Origin of the sequence: Massilia sp. W12, from assembly GCF_037300705.1 — a bacterium.
GTDB lineage: Bacteria > Pseudomonadota > Gammaproteobacteria > Burkholderiales > Burkholderiaceae_D > JACPVY01.
This window is the reverse complement of sequence record NZ_CP147776.1, coordinates 241,184-263,072: the sequence shown is the minus strand read 5'-3', so window position 1 is coordinate 263,072 and position 21,889 is coordinate 241,184. Positions and strand designations below refer to the sequence as shown.

The 21,889-nt window shown below is 56.1% G+C and carries 23 protein-coding genes and 1 pseudogene; 19 read left to right on the top strand and 5 right to left on the bottom strand.

What is annotated here, in order from left to right; translation table 11 throughout:
- Nucleotides 1-206 precede the first annotated feature (206 nt).
- The 3 genes from V8J88_RS01140 to V8J88_RS01130 all read left to right on the top strand — a co-directional run bounded on the left by V8J88_RS01140 (nt 207) and on the right by V8J88_RS01130 (nt 3,456).
- Nucleotides 207-1,766 carry a methyl-accepting chemotaxis protein gene (locus tag V8J88_RS01140; protein ID WP_338847306.1) on the top strand — a complete coding sequence of 520 codons (1,560 nt, stop codon included), beginning with the start codon at nt 207-209 and terminating at the stop codon, nt 1,764-1,766.
- 66 nt (nt 1,767-1,832) lie between these two features.
- Nucleotides 1,833-2,243 (top strand): hypothetical protein, encoded by a 411-nt coding sequence (locus V8J88_RS01135; RefSeq protein WP_338847305.1) that lies wholly within the window; start codon nt 1,833-1,835, stop codon nt 2,241-2,243.
- Nucleotides 2,244-2,289: 46 nt separating this feature from the next.
- The gene (locus tag V8J88_RS01130) at nt 2,290-3,456 is read left to right on the top strand and encodes a hypothetical protein (protein WP_338847304.1); all 1,167 of its coding nucleotides are present in this window, start codon (nt 2,290-2,292) and stop codon (nt 3,454-3,456) included.
- A 57-nt stretch (nt 3,457-3,513) separates the two neighbouring features.
- Here V8J88_RS01130 and V8J88_RS01125 read toward each other — a convergent pair whose 3' ends face one another.
- Together V8J88_RS01125 and V8J88_RS01120 are read right to left on the bottom strand one after the other, a co-directional pair.
- Nucleotides 3,514-3,888: a glutaredoxin family protein gene (locus tag V8J88_RS01125; RefSeq protein WP_338847303.1), complete on the bottom strand. Its 375-nt coding sequence runs from the start codon at nt 3,886-3,888 to the stop codon at nt 3,514-3,516.
- Nucleotides 3,889-4,019: 131 nt separating this feature from the next.
- Entirely contained in the window at nt 4,020-4,709 is a 690-nt protein-coding gene (locus tag V8J88_RS01120) for a hypothetical protein (protein ID WP_338847302.1), read from the bottom strand.
- 161 nt (nt 4,710-4,870) lie between these two features.
- On the opposite strand from V8J88_RS01120, the gene V8J88_RS01115 reads away from it, so the two are divergent.
- Nucleotides 4,871-5,622 (top strand): IS5 family transposase gene (locus tag V8J88_RS01115; RefSeq protein WP_338846097.1). Its coding sequence is split into 2 segments (ribosomal slippage): nt 4,871-5,201 and nt 5,201-5,622, totalling 753 coding nucleotides; the frame shifts between segments, so codons are not numbered across the junction.
- A 13-nt stretch (nt 5,623-5,635) separates the two neighbouring features.
- On the opposite strand, the gene thpR is transcribed toward V8J88_RS01115, so the two are convergent.
- Nucleotides 5,636-6,157, bottom strand: a complete 522-nt coding sequence (gene thpR / locus V8J88_RS01110; RefSeq protein ID WP_338847301.1) for an RNA 2',3'-cyclic phosphodiesterase — start codon at nt 6,155-6,157, stop codon at nt 5,636-5,638.
- 184 nt (nt 6,158-6,341) lie between these two features.
- On the opposite strand from thpR, the gene mdeB reads away from it, so the two are divergent.
- From mdeB to V8J88_RS01050, 12 genes and pseudogenes are all read left to right on the top strand, one after another.
- Nucleotides 6,342-8,957, top strand: a complete 2,616-nt coding sequence (gene mdeB / locus V8J88_RS01105; protein WP_338847300.1) for an alpha-ketoglutarate dehydrogenase — start codon at nt 6,342-6,344, stop codon at nt 8,955-8,957.
- 380 nt (nt 8,958-9,337) lie between these two features.
- On the top strand, nt 9,338-9,793 hold the full coding sequence (locus V8J88_RS01100; RefSeq protein ID WP_338847299.1) for a hypothetical protein: 456 nt from the start codon (nt 9,338-9,340) through the stop codon (nt 9,791-9,793).
- A gap of 11 nt (nt 9,794-9,804) precedes the next feature.
- Nucleotides 9,805-10,038 carry a hypothetical protein gene (locus V8J88_RS01095; protein WP_338847298.1) on the top strand — a complete coding sequence of 78 codons (234 nt, stop codon included), beginning with the start codon at nt 9,805-9,807 and terminating at the stop codon, nt 10,036-10,038.
- A gap of 135 nt (nt 10,039-10,173) precedes the next feature.
- The gene (locus tag V8J88_RS01090; RefSeq protein WP_338847297.1) at nt 10,174-10,713 is read left to right on the top strand and encodes a hypothetical protein; all 540 of its coding nucleotides are present in this window, start codon (nt 10,174-10,176) and stop codon (nt 10,711-10,713) included.
- 13 nt (nt 10,714-10,726) lie between these two features.
- Nucleotides 10,727-10,933, top strand: a complete 207-nt coding sequence (locus V8J88_RS01085; RefSeq protein ID WP_338847296.1) for a hypothetical protein — start codon at nt 10,727-10,729, stop codon at nt 10,931-10,933.
- A 240-nt stretch (nt 10,934-11,173) separates the two neighbouring features.
- Nucleotides 11,174-12,028 carry a DUF6602 domain-containing protein gene (locus V8J88_RS01080; protein ID WP_338847295.1) on the top strand — a complete coding sequence of 285 codons (855 nt, stop codon included), beginning with the start codon at nt 11,174-11,176 and terminating at the stop codon, nt 12,026-12,028.
- Between the two features lie 477 nt (nt 12,029-12,505).
- A complete protein-coding gene (locus tag V8J88_RS01075) occupies nt 12,506-13,261 on the top strand; it encodes a restriction endonuclease (protein WP_338847294.1) in 756 nt (251 codons plus the stop codon).
- 15 nt (nt 13,262-13,276) lie between these two features.
- A pseudogene (locus V8J88_RS01070) lies at nt 13,277-13,411 on the top strand (transposase); the annotation flags it as partial.
- Nucleotides 13,412-13,713: 302 nt separating this feature from the next.
- Entirely contained in the window at nt 13,714-13,917 is a 204-nt protein-coding gene (locus tag V8J88_RS01065; protein ID WP_338849978.1) for a hypothetical protein, read from the top strand.
- A 192-nt stretch (nt 13,918-14,109) separates the two neighbouring features.
- A complete protein-coding gene (locus tag V8J88_RS01060; RefSeq protein ID WP_338847293.1) occupies nt 14,110-14,625 on the top strand; it encodes a GNAT family N-acetyltransferase in 516 nt (171 codons plus the stop codon).
- Nucleotides 14,626-14,711: 86 nt separating this feature from the next.
- Nucleotides 14,712-15,347, top strand: a complete 636-nt coding sequence (locus tag V8J88_RS01055; RefSeq protein ID WP_338847292.1) for a hypothetical protein — start codon at nt 14,712-14,714, stop codon at nt 15,345-15,347.
- Nucleotides 15,348-15,504: 157 nt separating this feature from the next.
- Nucleotides 15,505-15,966, top strand: a complete 462-nt coding sequence (locus V8J88_RS01050) for an SRPBCC domain-containing protein (protein ID WP_338847291.1) — start codon at nt 15,505-15,507, stop codon at nt 15,964-15,966.
- Nucleotides 15,967-16,194: 228 nt separating this feature from the next.
- Here the strand turns inward: V8J88_RS01050 and V8J88_RS01045 are convergent, their stop codons facing one another.
- The gene (locus V8J88_RS01045) at nt 16,195-17,142 is read right to left on the bottom strand and encodes a lipid A-modifier LpxR family protein (RefSeq protein ID WP_338847290.1); all 948 of its coding nucleotides are present in this window, start codon (nt 17,140-17,142) and stop codon (nt 16,195-16,197) included.
- Between the two features lie 242 nt (nt 17,143-17,384).
- On the opposite strand from V8J88_RS01045, the gene V8J88_RS01040 reads away from it, so the two are divergent.
- From V8J88_RS01040 to V8J88_RS01030, 3 genes are read left to right on the top strand one after another with little or no spacing between them, the layout of a single operon-like run.
- On the top strand, nt 17,385-18,461 hold the full coding sequence (locus tag V8J88_RS01040) for a protein kinase (RefSeq protein ID WP_338847289.1): 1,077 nt from the start codon (nt 17,385-17,387) through the stop codon (nt 18,459-18,461).
- A complete protein-coding gene (locus tag V8J88_RS01035; RefSeq protein ID WP_338847288.1) occupies nt 18,461-20,206 on the top strand; it encodes a hypothetical protein in 1,746 nt (581 codons plus the stop codon). Before V8J88_RS01040 ends, V8J88_RS01035 begins: the two co-directional genes overlap by 1 nt.
- Nucleotides 20,203-20,742, top strand: coding sequence for an SH3 domain-containing protein (locus V8J88_RS01030; protein ID WP_338847287.1), 540 nt, complete (start codon nt 20,203-20,205; stop codon nt 20,740-20,742). The genes V8J88_RS01035 and V8J88_RS01030 overlap by 4 nt, the downstream gene beginning before the upstream one ends.
- Nucleotides 20,743-20,758: 16 nt before the next feature.
- On the opposite strand, the gene V8J88_RS01025 is transcribed toward V8J88_RS01030, so the two are convergent.
- Nucleotides 20,759-21,583 carry an SHOCT domain-containing protein gene (locus tag V8J88_RS01025; RefSeq protein WP_338847286.1) on the bottom strand — a complete coding sequence of 275 codons (825 nt, stop codon included), beginning with the start codon at nt 21,581-21,583 and terminating at the stop codon, nt 20,759-20,761.
- Between the last annotated feature and the right edge of the window lie 306 nt (nt 21,584-21,889).

Genomic DNA, 21,889 nt, shown 5'->3' with positions numbered 1-21,889 from the left:
AATGGCGTAAAGTTGCTATTAAACAACAACTTAATGCCAGAATTCAGGCTAAGATATAAGAAATAAGCAGCGCATGCCAAGTGCATGCAGACTGCAATAAACGCCGGAGAAGCCCTCCATCAACCGGCGCTTGAAGCAAGCAGCAAGACCACCGGAGCGCCCCGGCGGCCTTGCCAATACACCGCATTTTATGGAAGGTGTTTGACATGCGCATCAAGACGAAAATTTGGGCTTTGCCGCTCCTGTCCACTGTGATTTTTGTGATCGGATTGGCAATTTGCATCCCCTTCTCCCTGTCCGCCCTGCGCTCCATCGAGCGCACCGAAAAAGTCGATTATCAAGCCCTGGACAGCGCCAAACAACTCAAGCTGGACGTGCAATCCCTGGTGGATGGCTTCAAAGAAGCTGTTTCAGAAGGCGATAAAAAACGCCTGGAACAAAGCACCGCGCAAGCCGATAAAGTGCGCGCCGGCATCCGCCGCCTGTCCGCCCTGCCGGGTCAGCAAAATCAAGCACAACGCCTGCTGCAGGAATTTGAAGCCTATCTGCAACCCGCGCTGCAAGTCGCGCGCAGCATGCTGGGCGTGCCGGGGGCTGAAGGCGACCCGCAAGAGCTGGTCAAGCGCATGCAAGACGGTTTAAAAGTGCTGGAAGACGATTTGAACCGCTTAAACGCGCAGGCGCAAAAGGATTTTAATGAAGGCATTGCAGACAGCAAACAAGGGGTGCGGCAAACCCTGCTGACGATTATTCTGGTGGCGCTGGGGGTGGTGCTGGCGAGCGTGACGGTGGCGTTTTTTGTGATCCGCGCGATCTGGCAAGAGCTGGGCGGCGAACCGGAATACGCCGCCAAAATCGCGCGCAGCGTGGCTGATGGCGATTTGAGCATGCGCATTGATGTCAGCGGCAGCGTGCACAGCCTGCTCGGCGCGCTGCACGATATGCAAGTCAAGCTGCAGGAAATGATGAGCGGCATTAAACTCTCCGCCGACACCATCCGCCACGCCAGCGCGGATATCGCCAGCGGCAACGCCGACCTGTCCGCGCGCACCGAAAGCCAGGCCGGCAGCCTGGAAGAAACCGCCAGCGCGATGGAAACCTTAAGCGAAGCAGTGCGCCACAATGCCGACAATTCGCAACAGGCCGACAATATGGTGCAGACCGCCGCCGGCATCGCCAGCCGTGGCGGCTCCGTGGTGCAGGAAGTGGTGCACACCATGGGCGGCATTCATGACGCCTCACGCAAAATTGTGGACATCATCGGCGTGATTGACGGCATCGCCTTCCAAACCAATATTCTGGCCTTGAATGCCGCAGTGGAAGCCGCGCGCGCCGGCGAGCAGGGGCGCGGCTTTGCCGTGGTGGCGGGCGAAGTGCGCAGCCTGGCGCAGCGCAGCGCAGCCGCCGCCAAAGAAATCAAAAGCCTGATCAATGACTCCGTGCAGCAGGTCGAGCGCGGCAAAAACCTGGTCGATCAGGCCGGCCAAACCATGCAGGAAATCGTCAGCTCAGTCGAACATGTAACCGGCATCATGCGCGAAATCAGCGCCGCCAGTCAGGAACAAAATGCCGGCATCGCCGACATCAGCCGCGCCATCAATGAAATGGATCAGATGACGCAACAAAATTCCGCGCTGGTCGAGCAAGCCGCCGCCGCCGCCGAATCGTTGAGCGAACAAGCCGCCACCCTGACCCGGTTGCTGGCGGTATTCAAATTAGGGGACAGCCCAGCGGCTGCGCCGCCGCGCCGGCTGGCTTTACGTTAAGCCGGTCCGGTTGGGCGCAAAACCGTTTGCGCCGCAAGCTCAGTATTTTTTGATCAGGAGCTCAGTATGCGATATTTCTTGATGCAAAGCTTAGCCGCGCTCAGTTGCTGCGCGCTGTGCGCTTCGGCGCTGGCGGCGGAAATTGTGCTGGTGGTGAATCCGAAAAATCCAGCCACCAGTCTGACGGTGGAACAGGTGTCGCAAGTGTATCTCGGCATTTCCAACAGTTTCACCCCGCTCGATCAGGTGGAATCGCCCTTGCGCGCCGAATTTTACAAAAAAGTCACGAATAAAGAACCGGGACAGGTGCGCGCCATCTGGGCAAAACTGGTATTTACCGGCAAGGGACGGATGCCGCGTGAATTGGCGGGTAATGATGACGTGAAAAAAGCCGTGGCGGCGGATCCGAATGCGATCGGCTATATCGAGAAAAGTGCGCTGGATGGCAGCGTCAAGGCTGTGCTGAGTGTGCCTTGAGTGGGCTGCAACCCGCACCATTGATCCGATTTGAGGAGAGCATCTGATGAAATCGAAATTCTTGCTTGCGCTGGCTGCATTGCTTCCCGGCTTTTCGCAGGCCATCAACCTGGATGATAGCGGCAGCCTGACCCTGACCGGCTTTTACAGCCTGACCGCCGGCAAAGTCTTGAGCGGCACGGCGCAGGGCAGCTCGACGCCGTGGACATATCAGAATTGGAAATGTCCCTGCATGATGCAAAACTGGGAATACACCGGAGTCTATCAAAAAGAAAAAGGCTGGCAGCTGGATCAGGAATCGCTGCTCGGGGTGCAGATCAAAAAAGAATTCTCGCCGAATTTTTCCTTCACCACGCAACTGGTGACGCGCGCCTTAAACCCGAATCGGGGCAGCAAACCGACCATAGACTGGGCTTATTTCAGCTGGAACCCCTGGCCGGAACAACCGATCACGATCCAGGCCGGGCGCTTCCGCATTCCCCTGTATTACTACTCCGATTATCTGTACATCGGTTACGCCTATCCCTGGGTCAGACCGGCGCCGGATGTGTATGGCTGGCCGATTTACGCCTATGACGGGGTGAATATCGGCTATAAAACCCAGCTAGGCAAAAGCGACTGGTCGCTCGCCGCACAACTCTGGTATGGCGGCTTCACCCAGCGCAATAACGCCTACGACACCCTGATTTATTACACCACGCCGACCCATGAAAAATGGAAGCAGATCACCGGCGGCTGGGTGACCTTGAACAATGGCGTGCTGGAATTGCGCGCGATGTTGATGAAACACCGCGCCACCGTCTGGCAGGAAGATGCGAGCGGAGCCAAAACCTATTTGCTGAATAATCAATTCACCCGCATCGCCGGCCTGGCGGCGAATCTGGATTACAACAATTGGATTGTGAAATCTGAATTCGACCGCTTCGAGCAGATCAACCCGGAAGCCGGCATCCGCAATATCTATAAATACGCCCTGCTCGGGGTCGGCTACAACTATGGCAACTGGACGCCGATGTTCACCATGTCGCGCTACACCACCGTGACCGAGCCGATTGAAGCGCGCAGCAGCAAATATTTTTCGCTGCGCTGGGATTTCCGCAAAGACACCGCGCTGAAGATCCAATACGACATCACCAAGGATAAATCACATTACCCCTACCCCTTCTTTGGCGATGCGCGCATGCTGTCGGTTTCCTTGCAGGGCGTGTTTTAAAGTCAGCGGGCGCGGCAAACGCCGCGCCCGCTGACTTGCAGCGCTATCGACGCATCATCAAGTGCGCAAAGCGCGCAAGAACTCATCTGAATCAAAGCCGTTTTTCATCAAATATTCTTTATCGCCGCGCCGGATCACCAGAAAAGGCGTACCGTTCGCGCCATACGCCGCATACTCGGCCTCGCAATGTTTTTCCTTGCGCAAATCGCACTCAGTGAAAGCAAAACCGTTTTGATTCAGCCAAGCCTTGGCTTGATGGCAGTAGCCGCATTCTTGCGTGCCGTACATCACCACTTCATGCGCCTTGACGCTGGCGGCGAGGGTTTGAATTTGCTCCGGGCCAGGCGCTTTTTTGATAGTGATGGCCTCATCGCGCTGGCTCCAGCCATACCAGGCGGCAGCGATAAAAAACAGGATCAGAAAGAGTCTCATAAGCAGCTTGCAGGAAAAAGAAGGAAGAGCGGCAGCCTTTGCATGTATGCATAAGGCCGGCAATTATAGCAAAGCCACGCAAGCGTCAAGGCAAACAATGTGTATAAACTGTGCGGCAAGCCACAGGCCGGCTATGGCGCCGGCTCCACAGCCTGGGCATGCCACGACTGCAAACCCGCCGCCAGCCAACTGCCCTGGCTTTGATTGAGCGAAAGAATAAAGCGCTGCCGGCTGGAAAAAAACAAGGGGCGGCGGCGCAGAATAAAGAGTTTATAATCCGGCGCCGCGTGATCCACCGTCAGCTCAAGCGGCGACTCAGATTTCCCGCTGAACGCCAGTTTTTGATGTCGTTGGTAAATATAGCGATGCTGCAAGAACCAGGCATAGCGCACCACCACTACCAAATGATCGGGATACAGGATCAGCGCACTCACCCGGCTGCCGACATGCAACAGGGCAATCGAGAGAAACACAAAAATCAAGCCCATCAGATATTCACCCACACCGCTGTTGCGCCACACGAACAAGCCATATAAATACAGCGTCAGCAAGGTGCAGGCAGCGCCGGCCAGCATGCAGATTTTTTCAAAAAACAGAAAATTGACAGGGATATGCAAGATGCTTTTTTGCGCATCATCTTCCAGCCGCAAGCCGAGTTCCGCATCCGGCTTGCGCCAGCGCCATGCAGCGTCGTTGGCTTGCGAATGCCCGGTATAGTCGAAGACGGGATGGCGGGCTTGCGCATCACGAAAGATTTTGATGGTGTAATACATCCCGGCAAGCGCCGCCAGCAGTTTGAGCAAGGTCAACACAATGTCCATCCCGCCCCCTTTTCAGATTTTCCGCAGCGCTCCTGCCACTGCGCATACGGCAGCGTGCTAGGGCGTGTTGACAATTAACAGCACTTTGGATGGGAATTTTCAAAAAAAGCTGTTAACTTTTTGCCACTTGTGTTTACATTCTTGTTTTTGGGCAAAACAGAATGGCACGGATGATGTTACGGGACGATCAGTGGGCAAGAATTGAAGCCTTGGTACCAGGAAAGGTTGGCGATAGAGGCAGAACAGGCGTGAATAATCGGCTGTTTGTGGAAGCTGTTTTATGGATAGCAAAGACAGGCAGCCCGTGGCGGGATTTGCCTGCTGAATTTGGCCCATGGAACAGCGTCTATGTGAGGTTTGCGCGTTGGTCGGATAAGCAGGTATGGCACAAAATCTTTGCCGTGCTACGCGAGGACGCGGACTTTGAGGAAGTTTTTCTTGATAGCACTATCGTGCGGGCGCATCAGCATGCAGCAGGAGCCGCAAAAAAAAGGGGCCGCAATCCATTGGCCGGTCTCGTGGGGGATTAACCACCAAGATTCATGCTTGCGTTGAGGGCTTGGGCAATTTGGTTCAGTTCATCCTGACAGGCGGAGAAGTTCACGATATAACCCAGGCAACCGCGTTACTCAATGACGTCGCGCCACAAGCGGTGCTGGCAGATAAAGCCTATGATGCCAACACACTGATTGATTGCATTGAGGGAAAAAATGCCAAGGTCGTGATTCCACCAAAGGCGAACCGGAAAGAACAGCGGGATTATGATCAGTTCCAATATCGAAACCGCAATCTCATTGAGCGCTTTTTCGCCAAAATTAAGCAATTTCGACGGATCGCTACCCGCTACGACAAACTGGATACCCGTTTCTCTTCGTTTGTAACCTTGGCGGCATCAATGATATGGTTGAAATAAATGTCAACACACCCTAGTTTTTTTTCAACCAGTGTGAAGCCAGCACATCATAGCGCAAGCCATCTTCCGCCTGCACCGATTGCACCAACACCACTTGTTTCGCATGCCAGATGATGGGCGGGAAATCGAGCGGCGGCGGCGGCTGATCGACATCGCGCGCCAGCGTCACATGCGGCTTGAACAATGCATGGTCGGCGAACGCCACCCCCATTTGCCGCAGATCCGCCACCAAAGCCGCCTGCATCTCTTTCAAGGTCTGCGGCTCATGACGGCAACCGGCCCAGGCCACGCGCGGCTTGGCGAAATGCCCGCGCTTATCGATTTGCATCTCAAAATAATTCCCCTGCACCCGCTCCAACGCTTGTTGCAAGCGCGGCAACAGCGCCGCATCCTGCTCCCCCAAAAAAGCCAGGGTCACATGAAAATTGCGATAGCGCGTCTTCGCGCCGGGCAAATCAAATTGCAGGCGGGTTAAGGCCGAGCGGCAGACATCATCCGGCATCAGGGCATAAAACAGGCGAAGCGTCTTGCTCATATTGATTTCAAAAGTTTCCGCAGGGATATATTCATATACAGTATAGAGCAAAGCGCGCTTTCCCTGAATTTCTGCAGAAAGCACGCGCCGGCGCAAGCCTGCGCCCGGCATTCCCCTATACTGCTGCAACATGCAAAGCGCTATGCGGGGCAGACAAGGCCCCGCCTACCCCCGGAGAATAAACATGATGATGCAGCCCCCCCCTTCAGCCCAGGTTTTACCCTATGCAGACCCCGACCCGCAAGAAAGCGCCGAGTGGCGCGAAGCCTTCGCCAGCCTGCTGGCCAGCGCCGGCCCGGCGCGCGCGCGGCAAATTTTAGACATGCTGGCGGCGCAAGCGCACGCCGCGCGCCTGGACTGGCAAGCGGCACGCAACACCCCATACTGCAATACGGTGGCGGCGGAACAGCAAGCGCCCTTCCCCGGCGACCTGGAGCTGGAAACCCGCCTGTCCGCCTGGATGCGCTGGAATGCCTTGGCAATGGTAGTGCGCGCCAACCGCCTGCATGGCGAGCTGGGCGGGCACATCGCCAGCTACGCCAGCGCCTGCGATTTATTTGAAACCGGGCTGCATCATTTCTTCCACGCGCGCAGCGCAGATCATGGCGGCGACCTGGTGTTTTTCCAGCCGCACAGCGCGCCCGGCATCTACGCGCGCGCCCTGCTCGAAGGGCGCTTGCAAGCGCAAGACCTGAACCACTACCGCCAGGAAATCAGCGCCAAAGCCGCCGGCGCGCAAGGTTTGTGCAGCTACCCGCATCCCTGGCTGATGCCGGATTTCTGGCAATTCCCCACCGGCTCAATGGGACTGGGGCCGATCAGCTCAATTTACCAAGCGCGCTTCATGCGCTATTTAAGCCATCGTGGTTTGCAAGACTGCGCCGGGCGCAAAGTGTGGGGCATGTTTGGCGACGGCGAAATGGACGAACCGGAATCCATGAGCGCGCTCACCCTGGCCGCACGCGAGGGACTGGACAATCTGGTCTGGGTGGTGAACTGCAATTTGCAGCGCCTGGACGGCCCGGTGCGCGGCAATGGCCGCATCATCGACGAACTGGAACGCCTGTTCGCCGGGGCCGGCTGGCATGTCATCAAACTGCTGTGGGGTTCCGACTGGGACGGACTGTTTGCGCGCGACCACGACGGCGCCTTGCTGGCCGCGCTGGCGCAAGTGGTGGACGGACAAATGCAAACCTTCGCCGCCAAAGATGGCCGCTTTAACCGGGAAAACTTCTTTGGCCAAAATCCGCAATTGCAACGCCTGGTGCAAGGCATGACGGACGAACAAATCGACCGCCTGCAGCGCGGCGGCCACGACCCGGTGAAAATCCACGCCGCCTATGCCGCCGCCCTGGCGCAACGCGGCAAGCCCTGCGTGATTTTGGCGCACACCAAAAAGGGTTATGGCATGGGCGAAGCGGGACAGGGCAAAATGACCACCCACAGCCAAAAGAAATTTGAAGACGATGATTTATTAGCCTTCCGCGACCGCTTCAAGCTGCCGCTGACAGACGCGCAGGCGCTGAATCTGGACTATATTTTGCCGGACGCAAACAGCGCGGAAATCCGCTATCTGCACGCACGCCGCGCCGTCCTCGGCGGCTATCTGCCGCAACGCCACAGCGGATGCGAACCCGTCCCCGTGCCTGAAATCCATGCCTATGCCGGCTTCGCCCTGCAAGCGCAGCAAAAAGAAATGAGCACCACCATGGCCTTTGTGCGCATGCTGGGCAATCTCTTAAAAGACGCCACCCTGGGCGCGCGCATCGTGCCGATTGTGGCGGATGAGGCGCGCACCTTCGGCATGGCGAATCTGTTTAAGCAGGTAGGGATTTATTCCAGCGTGGGCCAGCAATATGCGCCGGAAGACATCGGCTCGGTGCTGTACTACCGCGAAGCGAAAGACGGCCAGATATTGGAAGAAGGCATCAGCGAAGCCGGCGCCATCGCCAGCTGGACCGCCGCAGCCACCAGTTACAGCGTGCACGGCCTGGCCATGCTGCCTTTTTATATCTACTACAGCATGTTTGGTTTTCAGCGTGTGGGCGACGCGATCTGGGCCGCCGCCGACCAGCGCGCACGCGGTTTTTTGCTGGGCGCAACGTCAGGCCGCACCACCCTGGGCGGCGAAGGTTTGCAACACCAGGACGGCTCCAGCCATCTGGTCGCCGCCACCATTCCCAACTGCCGCGCCTGGGACCCGGCCTATGCCTGTGAAATGGCGGTGATTGTTGACCACGGCATGCGCGAAATGCTGCTTGCGCAACGCGATGTGTTTTATTACATCACGCTGATGAATGAAAACTACGCCCAGCCGGACATGCCGGACGGCGCCGCAGAACATATTCTGCGCGGCGCCTGGCGCGTCTGCAGTGTTGGATCTGAGGACGCCGGGCAATGCATCAGCCTGCTGGCTTCCGGCGCGATTTTGCCGCAGGCGATGCAAGCGGCGCAGGCGTTGGCGCAAGACGGGCATGCGGTGGAAGTGATCAGCATCACCAGCTGGAGCGAACTCGCGCGCGAAGGGCAGGCCTGGGAAGCCGCGCAACTGACGGGGCAGGAAGCGCACACGCCATGGTTGCTGGAATTGCTGGGAGATGGCGCCGGACCGATTATCGCCGCCAGCGATTATGTGCGCGCCGTGCCGGAGACAGTGCGGGCGTATTTGCCACAAGGGCGGCGGTATTTGACGCTGGGGACGGATGGCTTTGGGCGCAGTGACACCAGGGCGGCGTTGCGGGGGTATTTTGGGGTGGATGCGGGGAGGATTGCGGAGGTTGCAAGGCGGGTGGCTGGGTGATGTGAAGGCGGCGCGGATTGGTAAATGCGCGTGAGAGCCGGGTTTTGCTGGCGCTCCGTACCGGCGCAGGCTGACGCTGGTACTGAGCGAAGCCCGGCGCCTGACAGTGCAGGCAAGACATAGGACTGTTGCAGGAGGGGGAAAAATTTTTGCAAAACTGGCGGTGATTTTTGTCACTTCGGGTTTGGGTTTGGTATATTGGGGTTTCTGCCTGCTTGGCGGTCTGTTTTTTGGGAGAGATTAAATTTTGCAATGTTAGAACTGACCTCATTGTCTCGTTTCTTACCCATTGGCTTCACGGCGATAGAGTTATTTTCATTTCTTGAAACATTCATTCAACAACCTCCAATAAATCACTAATTTCCGCTATGTCAGACGACTTGAAAAATATTTACAAGAATGAAAACAAGTTGCACTTCTACTTTGATGATAAAGTTCCATGCAACTTATTTCGAGGCCAAAGAGATGTTGACGCAAAGAAAGGCTTGCCTCGGATTTTTCCTAATCCTGGTTTCAATCGCGGTAATGGCCAAATCCGCCCTGCGGATGTAAAAATTGTCGAGCGCGATGGCATGCAATTTGTTCTAGGCTGCCGCACGACGTCAGGCTATTATCGTGGCGTCTCAACTTTTGACCGGAAAAATCCAGATTTATCCGGTTTTCGCTGGTATTGCCTGCCAGTGGGAGTGAAAATTCCTGAAGCACTTGCCATTACACAAGAATCTGCCCATAAAGATAAGGCTAATCATTATACAATTGCACCAAAAGATGATATGCCACTTGATTTATTTCTTGCATGGCTAAAATCATTAGATAATCAACTGATTGACGCATAAAAGGATTTACCATGAATATATCAATGAATGCAATAATGCTTTCCCTATTTGCAATTAACCGCGATATTCAACATTTTACAAGACTGAACAATGATGAATCGCTGAGCGAAGAGGAACGTGCAGACCATGGCCAATATGTTCTTGATTTAACTCAGGTTTTTGGAGAACTGGGTATGGCCTACAAAGAAGCCTGGAAAGAATATCCTGAATTTCCTGATTTTGACGAGTTAACAAAGAATATGTAATCCCTATAAAAGACGGAATAAGATATAACAGGCACATATTAAGGAAACACCATTAAGAACACTAACGCAGGCATGTCAGTAATCATACAAAAACCGCCAGCCATTAGCTACCTTTAAACATTAAACGAGCCTTGAATGACGAATTACACTTCTGATGAAGTCAATGCCTACGCCAAAAGCAAGCGTCTGACACCGGGAACATTGCTTTGGGCTACTGATGTGCCACTTTCTGAAGAGGCATTCAGGTCAGGCGGAAAAAATGCACCGGGGGTTGATTTTTTGAGATGGCAAGATATTGGTCTTGAAGAAACTAAAGGACGAGGGCGAATTCCACAAGAGGAGTGGGGGAACTTTGTCGTCGGACCAGGCGATGGCATCTCTTTGTTCATCAAACGAATGATTCCTCAAAGCACTGTGTATCTGGGTGATGGTATAGAAAAGACAAAGATCAAAGATTTGAAAAATGACTTCAACCCAATCGACGAAAGATTCTGGTGGCAAATTGAATCAGGGCAACCGCTACCTACTGGTTTGCAGCTTATCTATGATGGTGTTCCGCCAGGGCATTGTACCTTGACTGTGACAAGGGAAATGCCTGTCAATGCCTTCATGCAACTTGTGCTAACGCTTAAATTTATTAGTGCTGGCACTAGTTATTACGGTAAAAAAATCTAAGGAGAGGATATTCATGAACACCGAATTCAAAACGATCTATTTAACCCGATTGCAAATTTCCAATGCAATCATTGCCATGCAAGAATATATAAAACAACTGCAACGCGAAGCCGCTGAAGATCCACAAGGCGGTGAACATGAAGATATTTTGATTATCGAAAGTGTATTGGCAGAGATGTCGCGTGCTAAAGCTGCCCCTGGTATAACGGCCATTCCCTAGCAATCTGGTCGGAACGGTTTTTTTGAGAAAAAACGGGGTCAGTTCCAGCAAACAAACATCATGAGAAATTTGTTGGAATTTTAGAACTGACCCCGTTGGCTTGTTTTACAATTGGCTATTATTTTATGTAGATTTTTTGAGGGGGGAGTTATGCACTATCGCTCATCAAACAGATTAAACGTTCATTGTAGTGGATCGCCATTGGCTCCCTCTAAACTCAAACGTTGGGCAGCTTGATCCATGTCAAAACCCAAGCTACCCGCACCGAATTTTCGACTCGATAAGCTCCTGGCATCAGCAGCCGATCGCATGAAGGCAGACCTTCGCGAACGGTTAATTGCACATCCAGGTGAGCTTGGTACAGACCGCGAGGAAGTGGTGCGGTCATTTCTTAGATCCTACTTGCCGAAGCGATTTGAAGTATCGACGGGGTTCGTTTTCGACGCGAGCGGAGCTGTGAGCAAACAAATCGATGTAATCATTGCCGATTCGCTTGCCTGCACGCATTTCGAAACATCCGGAGGCACACGGTACTACCCGTGTGAGTCTGTGGTTGCAATAGGCCAAGTTAAATCGTCCCTCACCTCTGAAAAAAAAATCCTTGACTCCTTAGATAACCTGGAGTCGGTAAAATTACTCGATCGTTCAGCTCGCGGTAGGGCATTCGATAAGCGCTTCAACGAGAAGATTGACCATAGATTCAATCACCTTCATCAAATTTTTAGCTTCGTATTAGTGACTGGGAAGGCCATTTCGGGTGCAGTTATTCAAGAGCACGTTCTTGAATATGTCATTTCTCGTGAAGCCCATCTGTGGCCAAATGTATTTCTCGCATTGGATCAATATCTCGTAACCTTCTGTTGTGATGATGGTGTGTGCCCAAACCCCATGCACGCGCGCGGAATTGCGCTCCAAAAAGCTGAAGATTCACCCGACTTGATTATGAGATTTTTTCTACTACTTGGCCAAGCAATCGAGGAAATTCGTGTCGCAGGGCTACCGTATTGGGAGTATCTGAACGAAATACACAATTGGACTGCTGAAGTCATGTACTCCTGCACTGATGATCCCCCCCCATACTTGTCGGCCCTCTGAAAAACAGAGTCATGAAAAAAGTGAATTGGCATTGGAAGATCAACTGATCTTTCGCAACACAAGCAACGATACCGACTTACCTTGGAACAACAAGAGTAGAAATGTTGGGCTACCACGCCCGTAACAACGCCATCAAGTCGGACGTGCAAAAGCGCTGCTTCGCTCTGCCTTGCACTCCAGCTATGGCGAACATAAGGTGGCATTCTGTTTTGGCGTGTTTTACGTCCATTAGTAAAAACACCGACTTCAATTTTTGTGATGATTTCGCCGCAATTTTCAGATTTCGCAATCAGCAGGCACGCGCATGCTCATTGCCATTTCCAAAGCGGCGCTTTACAATCAGCCATCATTATTTAGTTTGGGTTCAAGGTGTGTTATGCGTCATCATTTTTCAACGTGCCTAAGCCATCGTGCAGCGGATCGCCTACGGTGCCCGCTAAACTCACATGTTAGTCCAAAATCCAGTCATCTCTCCATATGAGCATCATTAAAATTTCGCACGAAGAGTTCGATTCACTCGATATCGAACGAACTGCCTTCGTTCCCGAGCAAGCTTGGTTTAGAAGCACGGAGCTTGATCTTGCTGGGACCGTCATTAGGGATCCAGTCGACAAGGATTGGGCCTATGTCCTCTTGGCCAAAGATGAGGACGGCTTTTACAGGTATACGGGAGGAGAAGATAGCTTACCTACTAAGCAGGATGCAGAGTCAAAGTTATACGCCTCCGCGACTCGCATTGAAATCGTGGGATATTATGAAGAAGAGCTATACACGGAGCCAGAGACGATAGCTCAAAACGAGGCTACGTTAGTCATCACATCCATTGACGACGAGATAAAAAAGTACCTTAAAAAGCATCCGCAGAAGCTCTATGAGTTATCGCCAAGGCAATTCGAAGAGCTTGTGGCAAGCATTTTGAAAGACTTGGGCTTTGACGTAGAGCTTACTCAGGCAACCCGAGATGGTGGAAGAGACATCATCGCTCAAGTGAGGACTGCAGTTAGCAGCTACTTAACTTACATCGAGTGCAAACGCTATGCTGCAGACAATAAAGTTGGTGTTGCTATCATCAGGGAAGTAATTGGTGTCCATCACATACGCAAGCCTTCAAAAAGCATCATCGTTACGACTAGCTTCTTCTCTAAAGATGCAATGAAGGAGGCCGAAAAAATGGAAAGCCAACTGGATCTAAAAGATTTTACCGATATAAAGTCATGGCTCCAACGATATTAACGAAAAACGGGACAGTTCGTTTATCCTGGGGACGTGCGCAAAATCATTTACACCACCAACGCCATCGAGAGCATGCAATTGCGCAAGATCGTCAAAGACCGGGGGCATTTCCCAAGCGATGACACCTCCAGCAAATTGCTCTCCCTGGCCTAGCGTAATATCGGATCAATGAGGTCAGACTTGATTGATTTGAAATTCTTTTATCTTTCCACCTTTACTCAGCATCAAAAAAATTGCCAATATATCAATTATGCAAATAGCTGCGTATATGACTTTTCTGGCAAACTCTCACCAAAATCAATCCAGTCTGACCCCATTGATCCTAAACAAGCCCAGCACGAAGGAATCTGCACACCGCTTATCAGATCGCGTCAAATTGTGAGCTAATCCGCTGAATTGGCGCCCGATTGCAGGGATAATGCGAGAGTCTCCTCTCCTCAAGAAAGCCCATGATGGCCAAAAAACAGCAGCCGCTCGATGAAGAAACCCTTGCCCTGATCCACTGGTGTATCGAAGTCGAAGGCCATTTGGTGGCTGGCGGCGCGACCGTGGAGCAGGCTCAGGAATTTATCGAAGAAGAAATCGAGTTGCTGACCGACTATTTTTATGACGGACTTTCGCCTGAGCAGGCCGCGCAAAAAGTACTGGATGAATAAAGTCCAGGATCAATCCAGTCTGACCCCATTGATCACTGGATGAATAAAGTCCAGGATCAATCCAGTCTGACCCCATTGATCCCAGTCTGACCCCATTGATCCCTGACCCCATTGATCCCCATTGATCCTGAGGCAGCAGCGCAGATAGCCCAAGCATCCAGAACGCCGTCTTAACCATTTCCCTTCTGTCTTATGCGAATCCTCAACACTGCTGTTTGCACCCTGGAGCCGCTGGTGGCGGCGCATGCACAGGAAATGTTCGGGGTGCTGAGCGACCCCGCAATCTATGAATTCGAGAATGCGCCGCCAGCGTCTGCGGCCTGGCTTGCCGAGCGCTATCGTGTGTTGGAGCGGCGCGCCTCCCGGGATGGCAGCCAAATCTGGCTGAACTGGGTTGTGCGCCTGCCGAATGGCGCGCTGGCCGGCTATGTGCAAGCGACCGTGCTGGAGTCGGGCGTGGCGCTGGTGGCGTATGAATTGGCCAGCCGCTTCTGGCGCCAGGGCATAGGCAGCAATGCCGTCAGCGCCATGCTGCAAGAACTGCATGCGGCTTACCGCGTTGATCTTTTTTGCGCCATACTGAAAGCCGCCAACTACCGGTCGGCTGGCTTATTGCGCAAGCTGGGCTTTGTCTCAGCCAGCGCGGCTGAGGCAGCCGGGTTTCAGGCGGAGCCGGACGAAATCGTCATGCGCAAGCCGGCGCGCTGAGCTGCGCTTGCAGCCCGGCGCGCAAATATGATGGCGTGGCGTGTTGGCGGCGCCACATTCTCAAACAATCCAGGCAGAGAAACCCTATGCAAAAGCCCAAACGCGAACTTCTTTTAGCGAATCACCCCGATGGCCATCATCACATCAAGGGACAAACCCTGGTTGGCAAACGGATTGAAATCGGCAAAGGGAAATCGCAGGACTTTATTCTCAATTGCACGCTGCTGGATTGTGAAATCGCGATTTTTTGCGGCGCTTCGCATGTCAATATTTTCGCTTCGACGCTGCAGCAATGCACCATTCAAGCGCGCCGGGAAATGAAGGGCTGGCGCCTGACGGATTGCACGCTGCAGGCTTGTGTTTTCGAGGGAAAGTACAGCGGCTGCCGCTTCGGCGCGGAAGATGAAACAAGTACGTTCAGCATGCAAGATTGCGATTTCTCTGCGGTGCGCCTGCTCGATTTCTGCGAATTCGGCGAAGGCGTGATGCTTAAGCAGATTAAGTGGCCGGCCTGGCCGCATATTGTGATCACAGATCTGCCGCAATCGCGCGAAAACTGGCTGGCCTTGGCGCTGCCCGCTGCGCTTGCCTCAGCCCAGCAAATCATCGGCGAGGAAGACGCACCCTGGCGCGCGGTGTCATTGTATTTGCCGGCGCATCTGGCGCAGTTTGACGCCTTGCGCGAGTCACTCGCGACAGAGCCTTATATCATCAAGGCCTGAGCAGAAATGCGGCTTGATCAGGATCTGCAAACGGTCGGCAAGCGGCGCCTCAGCCAGCTGCCGGCAAGCAAAAACGGGCCGCAAAGCATGCTATCTTAGGCTGCCGGGAAATTGCTGTATTTCCCTCGCCCCGCCATATCACCCAGGAGCCTTGCATATGTCTTCCCTGAAACACATTCAATTCAACATCACCATCCACGCGCCCGCCTCAACGGTGTGGCGCACCGTGACAGAGGCGGACAGCTACCAGCGCTGGACATCTGCATTTTCCGCCGGCAGTTACTATGAAGGCTCGTGGGAAGAAGGGGCGAAGATCCGTTTTCTGGCCCAACCATCCGGCGACGGCATGCTGTCCGAAATCGCGCAAAGCCGGAAAGATGAATTCATTTCAATCCGTCACTTGGGAATGATCTCGAATGGCGTGGAAGATACCAGCAGCGATGCGGTGCGCGCCTGGGCCCCATGCTATGAAAACTACACCTTCGTCAGCATTCCCGCAGGCGTCAATTTGCTGATCGAGTTGGACGTGCCGGCAGAGTGGGAACAATTCATGAACGAAGCATGGCCGCAAGCCCTGCTTTTGCTCAAGCAGTTAAGCGAGCAAGGCGCTACGGGCTGATTTTCAGGGGGACATGGCCAATAGGCGGCGCTGGCGCCAGCAAGGCCGCCTCAAACCACGCCCTCACTGTATTTACCAGATTATCGTCCACATCCACTCCACACAAAAAACGCTGCCTCAAACGCTTTACAAAATGCGCTGCGGCAAGCGGCAATATTATATTTGCATACCATCAAGACGCCATTCTATCTTTTGTGGGGAAGTTCCGCAGGCTGGCATGGTCTGCCATCAAGGCCGATAAGCCAGCCCCAGCATCACCACGGTTTGCCGCCCCTGCTCTGCTGGCAAGCCTTGCACTGCATTGCTGCGCCGCTGCAAGGCCAGATTGGCCGACCAGCGTTCGCCCTGCCATTCCAGGCCCAGGGCCAGCCGGCCTTGCCAGCGCTGCGGTTTGACTGTGTGCGGATTGTCATGCCGCCATACGCCGCCCTGCAAGGTGGCGTCGCGCGCCACCAGATGCGCGGCGCCGTCCAGATAGGCATACAAGGCCGGTTCATCCGGCAGGCGGTTTAAGCGGCCAAAGCGGAATATGCCGCCCAGATTGGCGTCGCTGTGGATATTGCCCAGGCGCAGACCGGCGCTGCTTTGCCAATCGGCGTTTGGGCCCAGCACGCTGCGCGCAAACTGCCATTGCGCATCCGCCACCAGCCCCCATTCCTGGCGCATCTGGCGCGACCAGGCTTGCGGCTCCGGTTGGCGCAACAGGCGGTGCAAGCGGGTTTGCACTTTTTCACCGCCGGCGCAGGGGCCGAGGCAGCCCCAACTCAGGCCATAGCCAAAACCGCTGCCATCGGCCATCTGTCCCTGATGCCCGACCCGGGTGTAGAGCCAGGCGGCATACGGGCGATCCGGCGCACGCACGGCGGCGGGCGGCAACTTGATGTCGAGCGGGGTGTACATTTGATGCCCAAGCGACCATTCGGTCATGCGCCAGATCTGGCCCTGGCGGCGCGCGGCTTGCACGCGCCAGCGCGCGCCGCTCGAATACAGGCCGTCAACTTTATTCAACAGCAGGCTGTCGTTATCAATTTCCAACAGATGGCGCTGTGCGCCTTGTTGCCAGGTGGCGACTAATTGGGTCCAGCCATCATCTGCAGCCTGTGCGCTGCAAGTGAAACTGCTGATTGAAACAATATAAAGAATCGCGCGACTGGCGCGGCGCAAGCGGATATTCATAGACGTTTTGGCAGAGGAGGCACAGAGTGCGGGGCGGTCAAAGCGTCATTGTCGCTTTTTTTGCCGCTGCATGCTGTGGCAAACACGCCACGCGCAGCAGTCTTGCCCGGCCAATCTTGCCAAATGGAAACAGAAGCCTTTCGCCCCGCCTTTTCCCGGCTTTACCTGCTCCCCCCGCCTGATACGGTAGCAACATGGCAAACCGGTTTGCGGCGACGCAGGCCAGAGTAAGGGAGGCGCATATGGAACAGCTGAGTCTGCAAGGCGGCAAATATGAACTGCAAGACGCTTTGGGAGCATCCGCTTTTGGTGAGGTCTGGCGCGCGCAGGATGCGCAAGGGCAGCACTGTGCTATCAAGCGTGTGCGGCGCGATAGCGCCAATGCGGCGGCGGCCAGTGCGGCGCAACAGGAATTGGCGCTGCTGCAACAATTCATGCCCTGGGACAGCGCCCACCTGCCGCAATTACTCGATCATGGCCAGGATCAGGGCGGCGCGGTGCTGGCGCTGGAACTGGCGCACACCGATTTGCATGCCCATATGCAAAGTTTGAAAGCCGCCGGCCGCAGCCCGGATTTTCACGGCGCCACGCTGTGGCTGCAGCAAGTGAATCAGGCTTTGCTCAAATTACATGAACGCGGCCTGTCCCATCTGGATGTGAAGCCGGCGAATGTGCTGCTGTATCGCACCCCGCAGGGATTGCGCGCCAAGCTGGCGGATTTCGGCAGCGTGCGCGCGGTGACGGCGGCGGGCGGCGCGGAATTTTGCGGCACGCCGGGCTGGCAGGCGCCGGAACAATTTTTCCCGGATCAGCATGGGCGCTATGCGTTCAGCGCGCAAAGCGATTTATTCAGTTTGGGCGCGCTCTGGTTTTGGCTGGTGTGCGGCGGTTTGCCGCTGGCCTTTGGCATGCAATGCCAGCGCGCCTGGAAACAGGATGGCTGGCAGGCCGCCAGCCGCCTGCAGCCCGGCGCAACGCCGACCTTGAGCGCGGAAGAAGCCGAATTATTCGCCGCCAGCGTGCGCGCCCAGGCCGGCGCCCAAAGCGCGCAAGCCGCACTGGCCCTGCTGCAAGATCTGTTGGCCGCCAATCCGGCGCAACGCCCCGGCCATGGTTTGCAAGTGGCGCAAGCCTTACAGAAAATATTGCAGCTGTGCGCGCCCGCCGCAGACAACGCAGCAGCGCCGCCGCCGGCCAGCTGGCATGAGCATGCCATGGTGGCGGCGCTGATTTTATGCAGTTCCTGGCTGCTGCTGGCTCTGGCATGGCCGGCTGGAAAATATTTGCAACAGATGCTGGAAAACGCGGGGGTGGCGTGATGCAAACCTGGCTGCACAGTTTTTTATTTGAGGACGTGACTGACCCTCTGCATGCCGCCGCCGTATGGCAGGCGCGTAATCTGCCGCTGCTGCCGCGCACGCGCCGTCTGCGCGATGTCTTGCAAGAACATTTGCAACATTTGCGCCATGGCTATGCCTTTGCCCATGTGCGCTTGCATCTGTGCGCCGATCTGCTGCAACAGGATCGCTGCCTGTACCGTGGCGCGCAGGCGGCGCAATTGCTGCAGGATTTGGCAGATTTGCACAGCAAAGCGTTCAGCCTGCCGCCGGGTGTGCAGGTGCGCTACCAATTGCGCGCCGACAGCCGCCTGCAAGCGCATCAGCTCGGGGTGCAATTCGGCCACGCCCTGTATCTGCCCGGCCCGCAAGAGCCGGCGCAATTCCAGCTGGCGCTCTCTCTTGACCGCATGCATTGGCAGGATTGCGGCCCGCTGTGGCGCGATCAGCGCTTGTGCCTGCTGGGGGCGCATGCGGATGACAACAGCTTATGCAGCCCGCTGTGGCCGGCGGCGTTCGGCGGCTCGCTGCTGCTGTTGCAGGAAGAGGGCGAATTGCAGCTGCAGGCCGAGCCGGCGCAGGTGTTTCAGATCACTCAGCAAGGCGCGCGCGAATGGTTGCTGCAAGCATGCGGCAACCGCGCCGGCGTAGAAGCAGGACAGGTGCGCAGCCTGTGGCTGCAAGCGCGGCAGCAGCACGCCAGCGTGCAAACTGCGCGCCAGAACGCGCCGCGCACGCCGCGCGCCACCCCGGCCCCCGCCGCTGCCAGCATGCCGGGGCCAGCGTTGGCCGCGTGCAAGCCGGCGCAAACGGCGCCGCGCCAGCCGTGCGCTGCTGCGGCGCCCGCAAGCGGCAGCGGGCCGCAAGCCTTGGTGTGGAAATTGCGCGATCAAGCCCAAGCCTGCGCTTCGCCGCAGGCATTGCAGCTGTCTGTGCGCACTGCGCAAACCGATGCGCCGCGCACACACAGCGTTGCCCGGCGCCCTGCCGCGTCCCCTGATAACGGGACAGGATTGGCCGGGCTGGCCGGTTTCAGCGCGCATGACGCCGCCACCATTTTGCCGCAACGCCAGGCCGGCATCCCCGTGCTGTTGCGCGGATTGGCGCTGCCGCGTCTCGCCTGCTATCAACATGCCGGAATCGCACAATTGGATTTATTTTTCGGCCCCGGCATGCGCCTCATGAGCCATGGCCCCGGCCTGCTGCATTTGCGCGTGCAGGCCGATGGCGCGCTGCAAGCCTGGCAGGCGGGGCAATGCAGCGTACTGAGTTTGCCGGCGCGGCTGGAGCCGCAAGCCGGCGCGCCGCTGCATTTGCAAGCGCCGCCGCCTGCCATGCAAGAGCAATATTCGGCCCTGCTGTGGCTGGCCCAAACCCCGCAGCAAATTTTGCGCCCCGGTGAAAGTCTGCGTTTCGGGCGGCAGCAACAAGGCTTGGCGGCTTTACGCATTTTGCAGCGCGCCGCCTGCACCCAGGCGCAGCAGCGATGCAGCGCTGAACGCATCGGTCTGTCACGTCATGCGTTCGATTTGCGGGTGCAGGATGGCGGCTTTTGTGTCACGCGCGGTGCGCCGGAACAAGCGCTGTTTGTCTTGCAGGAAAATGGCGGCCATGCGCAAGCGCTGGCGCAAGAAGCTCAGTGTGCGCCCGGCGCCTTGCTGGCAGTCGGGCCGTATATCTTGCAATTGGGACAGCACAGCGGCAACGCCTGCAAGGAAGCGGCATGAATCCGACTATTTTCTATCCCCTCTCCGGCGGCGTTGCCTGGTTTACGCCACTGCTGTGCATCAGCCTGGGCTTGCTGCTGGCGTTTCCTGCCTTGGCGCTGACCACCCCGCGCCGCTGGTGGCGTCAGCCGACCATGGCGAATGGCGCGCTATTGCTGGCGGTGAGTATGTTGTGCAGCTGGCTGGTGCTGCAAGCGGCGCAAGCCTGGCGCGAGGAAGATGCGCCGCCCGCCAGCGCGCCGCTCACGCCGCCGCCGCGCGCCGCCAGCGCTGGCGGCTGGTATGTCACGCATCAAGGATTGCATCTGCGCAGCGCGCCAGCGACCAGCGCGCCGCGCATCGCCACCCTGCCCGCCGGCTTGGCGGTCTGGCGCAGCGGACAATATAGCGGCGATTGGTGGCGGATTTGTTATACGCGCGCCGAAGACGGCGTGCTGCAAAGCGGTTGGGCCAGCAGCTTATGGCTGCGGCGCCCGGATGAGCGCCAGCCGGGCGGCAAAGGCGCAGGCAAAGCCCTGCAGTGCGCTGCGGATTGATTGCGGCGGCCCGCGCTTACAGCTGCTCGACAATCACGCGCCGCTTGGCCTGGTATTCCTCTTCCGTCAACAAGCCCTGCTCACGCATGCGCTTCAAACTCTTTAAACGCATTTCCTGCTCTGCATAAAATTTCTCATCGCGCACTGGCGGCGCGACTGCGGCGGGGGCGACTGCGGCGGGCGCGGCAAGCGGAACCACGCTCAAGGGGGCCGGCGCAGCCTGGCGCGTTTCCTGCAAGGGGATGTAGAGCCAGTCAGCGCGTCCCTTGTGCTGCCAGGGTGAGCTTAAACGCACATTCGAGGCCTGTTGCCGGCTGCCGAATTGAAAGGCGCGCTGCATGCGGGTGGCGCGGTAAGCGCTGATGAAATCCACCCCGCTCTCGCCGATAATCAGATGCACCCCGCCGGCGTCGGCAAACACGCGGCCACTGACGCCGTTGCGATTGGCGATAAAACCGCCGGCGCTTTTCACGGTCAGCAAAAAGACGCCATCCCGCTGTGCTTGATCTTGCGCCAGATAGGCCGCCACGGCCTGCGCCAAGCGTTGCGCAGCTTCTGCATCCAGCCAGGGTTTGCCGCCGGCTTGCACTTGCATCAAAGCGGGAACCAGGGCCGCGCCATCGATTTTGCGCGCCGGCGTGGCGAGCGCGCCGGCCTCTGCCGGCACGCGCCGGATCTGATCAAACTCGCCCTCACTCCACAACACATCGCCAGGCGCGCATTGGGCGCAAATTTCATACAGAAAATTGACCGGGCTGGCGGCTGAGGCGGCAGTGCTGAAGCTGAGCGCAGCGGCAAGTAAAACGGCGGGCAATGGTTTAAGCAGTGTCGGGGCGGGCATGGGGTTCTCCTGAAAGTGGCATGGCGGCGATTGTAGCGCATGTAGTCAAATATCATGTAGTTTGATTACATGCATCATGCTTGACATCTGTTTTTTGCATAAAAGCAACAGGCCTCCACTGGTAATGCAAAAAAATTTCGGACTTAAAGCGCTTTGAGTATGGTTTTTTCTATATCCATATGCCAGAATGGCAACCGGAATGAATTAAAACTACATGAATCAAACCCTTAAAACATGTCTTGAAACTACATCAAGCCAGCGGTTCATGCAGCGCAATCAGCCATCGCTCCCTGCGCGGGACACAGG

Excerpts from the sequence above, each read along its gene's own strand:
- V8J88_RS01045 (WP_338847290.1), bottom strand. The coding sequence starts at position 17,142 with ATGAATATCCGCTTGCGCCGCGCCAGTCGCGCGATTCTTTATATTGTT.
- V8J88_RS01130 (WP_338847304.1), top strand. The coding sequence starts at position 2,290 with ATGAAATCGAAATTCTTGCTTGCGCTGGCTGCATTGCTTCCCGGCTTT.
- V8J88_RS01120 (WP_338847302.1), bottom strand. The coding sequence starts at position 4,709 with ATGGACATTGTGTTGACCTTGCTCAAACTGCTGGCGGCGCTTGCCGGG.
- V8J88_RS01080 (WP_338847295.1), top strand. The coding sequence starts at position 11,174 with ATGTCAAAACCCAAGCTACCCGCACCGAATTTTCGACTCGATAAGCTC.
- V8J88_RS01140 (WP_338847306.1), top strand. The coding sequence starts at position 207 with ATGCGCATCAAGACGAAAATTTGGGCTTTGCCGCTCCTGTCCACTGTG.
- V8J88_RS01135 (WP_338847305.1), top strand. The coding sequence starts at position 1,833 with ATGCGATATTTCTTGATGCAAAGCTTAGCCGCGCTCAGTTGCTGCGCG.
- V8J88_RS01040 (WP_338847289.1), top strand. The coding sequence starts at position 17,385 with ATGGAACAGCTGAGTCTGCAAGGCGGCAAATATGAACTGCAAGACGCT.
- mdeB (WP_338847300.1), top strand. The coding sequence starts at position 6,342 with ATGATGATGCAGCCCCCCCCTTCAGCCCAGGTTTTACCCTATGCAGAC.
- V8J88_RS01065 (WP_338849978.1), top strand. The coding sequence starts at position 13,714 with ATGGCCAAAAAACAGCAGCCGCTCGATGAAGAAACCCTTGCCCTGATC.
- V8J88_RS01085 (WP_338847296.1), top strand. The coding sequence starts at position 10,727 with ATGAACACCGAATTCAAAACGATCTATTTAACCCGATTGCAAATTTCC.
- V8J88_RS01025 (WP_338847286.1), bottom strand. The coding sequence starts at position 21,583 with ATGCCCGCCCCGACACTGCTTAAACCATTGCCCGCCGTTTTACTTGCC.
- V8J88_RS01095 (WP_338847298.1), top strand. The coding sequence starts at position 9,805 with ATGAATATATCAATGAATGCAATAATGCTTTCCCTATTTGCAATTAAC.
- V8J88_RS01075 (WP_338847294.1), top strand. The coding sequence starts at position 12,506 with ATGAGCATCATTAAAATTTCGCACGAAGAGTTCGATTCACTCGATATC.
- V8J88_RS01125 (WP_338847303.1), bottom strand. The coding sequence starts at position 3,888 with ATGAGACTCTTTCTGATCCTGTTTTTTATCGCTGCCGCCTGGTATGGC.
- V8J88_RS01090 (WP_338847297.1), top strand. The coding sequence starts at position 10,174 with ATGACGAATTACACTTCTGATGAAGTCAATGCCTACGCCAAAAGCAAG.
- V8J88_RS01060 (WP_338847293.1), top strand. The coding sequence starts at position 14,110 with ATGCGAATCCTCAACACTGCTGTTTGCACCCTGGAGCCGCTGGTGGCG.
- V8J88_RS01055 (WP_338847292.1), top strand. The coding sequence starts at position 14,712 with ATGCAAAAGCCCAAACGCGAACTTCTTTTAGCGAATCACCCCGATGGC.
- thpR (WP_338847301.1), bottom strand. The coding sequence starts at position 6,157 with ATGAGCAAGACGCTTCGCCTGTTTTATGCCCTGATGCCGGATGATGTC.
- V8J88_RS01030 (WP_338847287.1), top strand. The coding sequence starts at position 20,203 with ATGAATCCGACTATTTTCTATCCCCTCTCCGGCGGCGTTGCCTGGTTT.
- V8J88_RS01050 (WP_338847291.1), top strand. The coding sequence starts at position 15,505 with ATGTCTTCCCTGAAACACATTCAATTCAACATCACCATCCACGCGCCC.
- V8J88_RS01035 (WP_338847288.1), top strand. The coding sequence starts at position 18,461 with ATGCAAACCTGGCTGCACAGTTTTTTATTTGAGGACGTGACTGACCCT.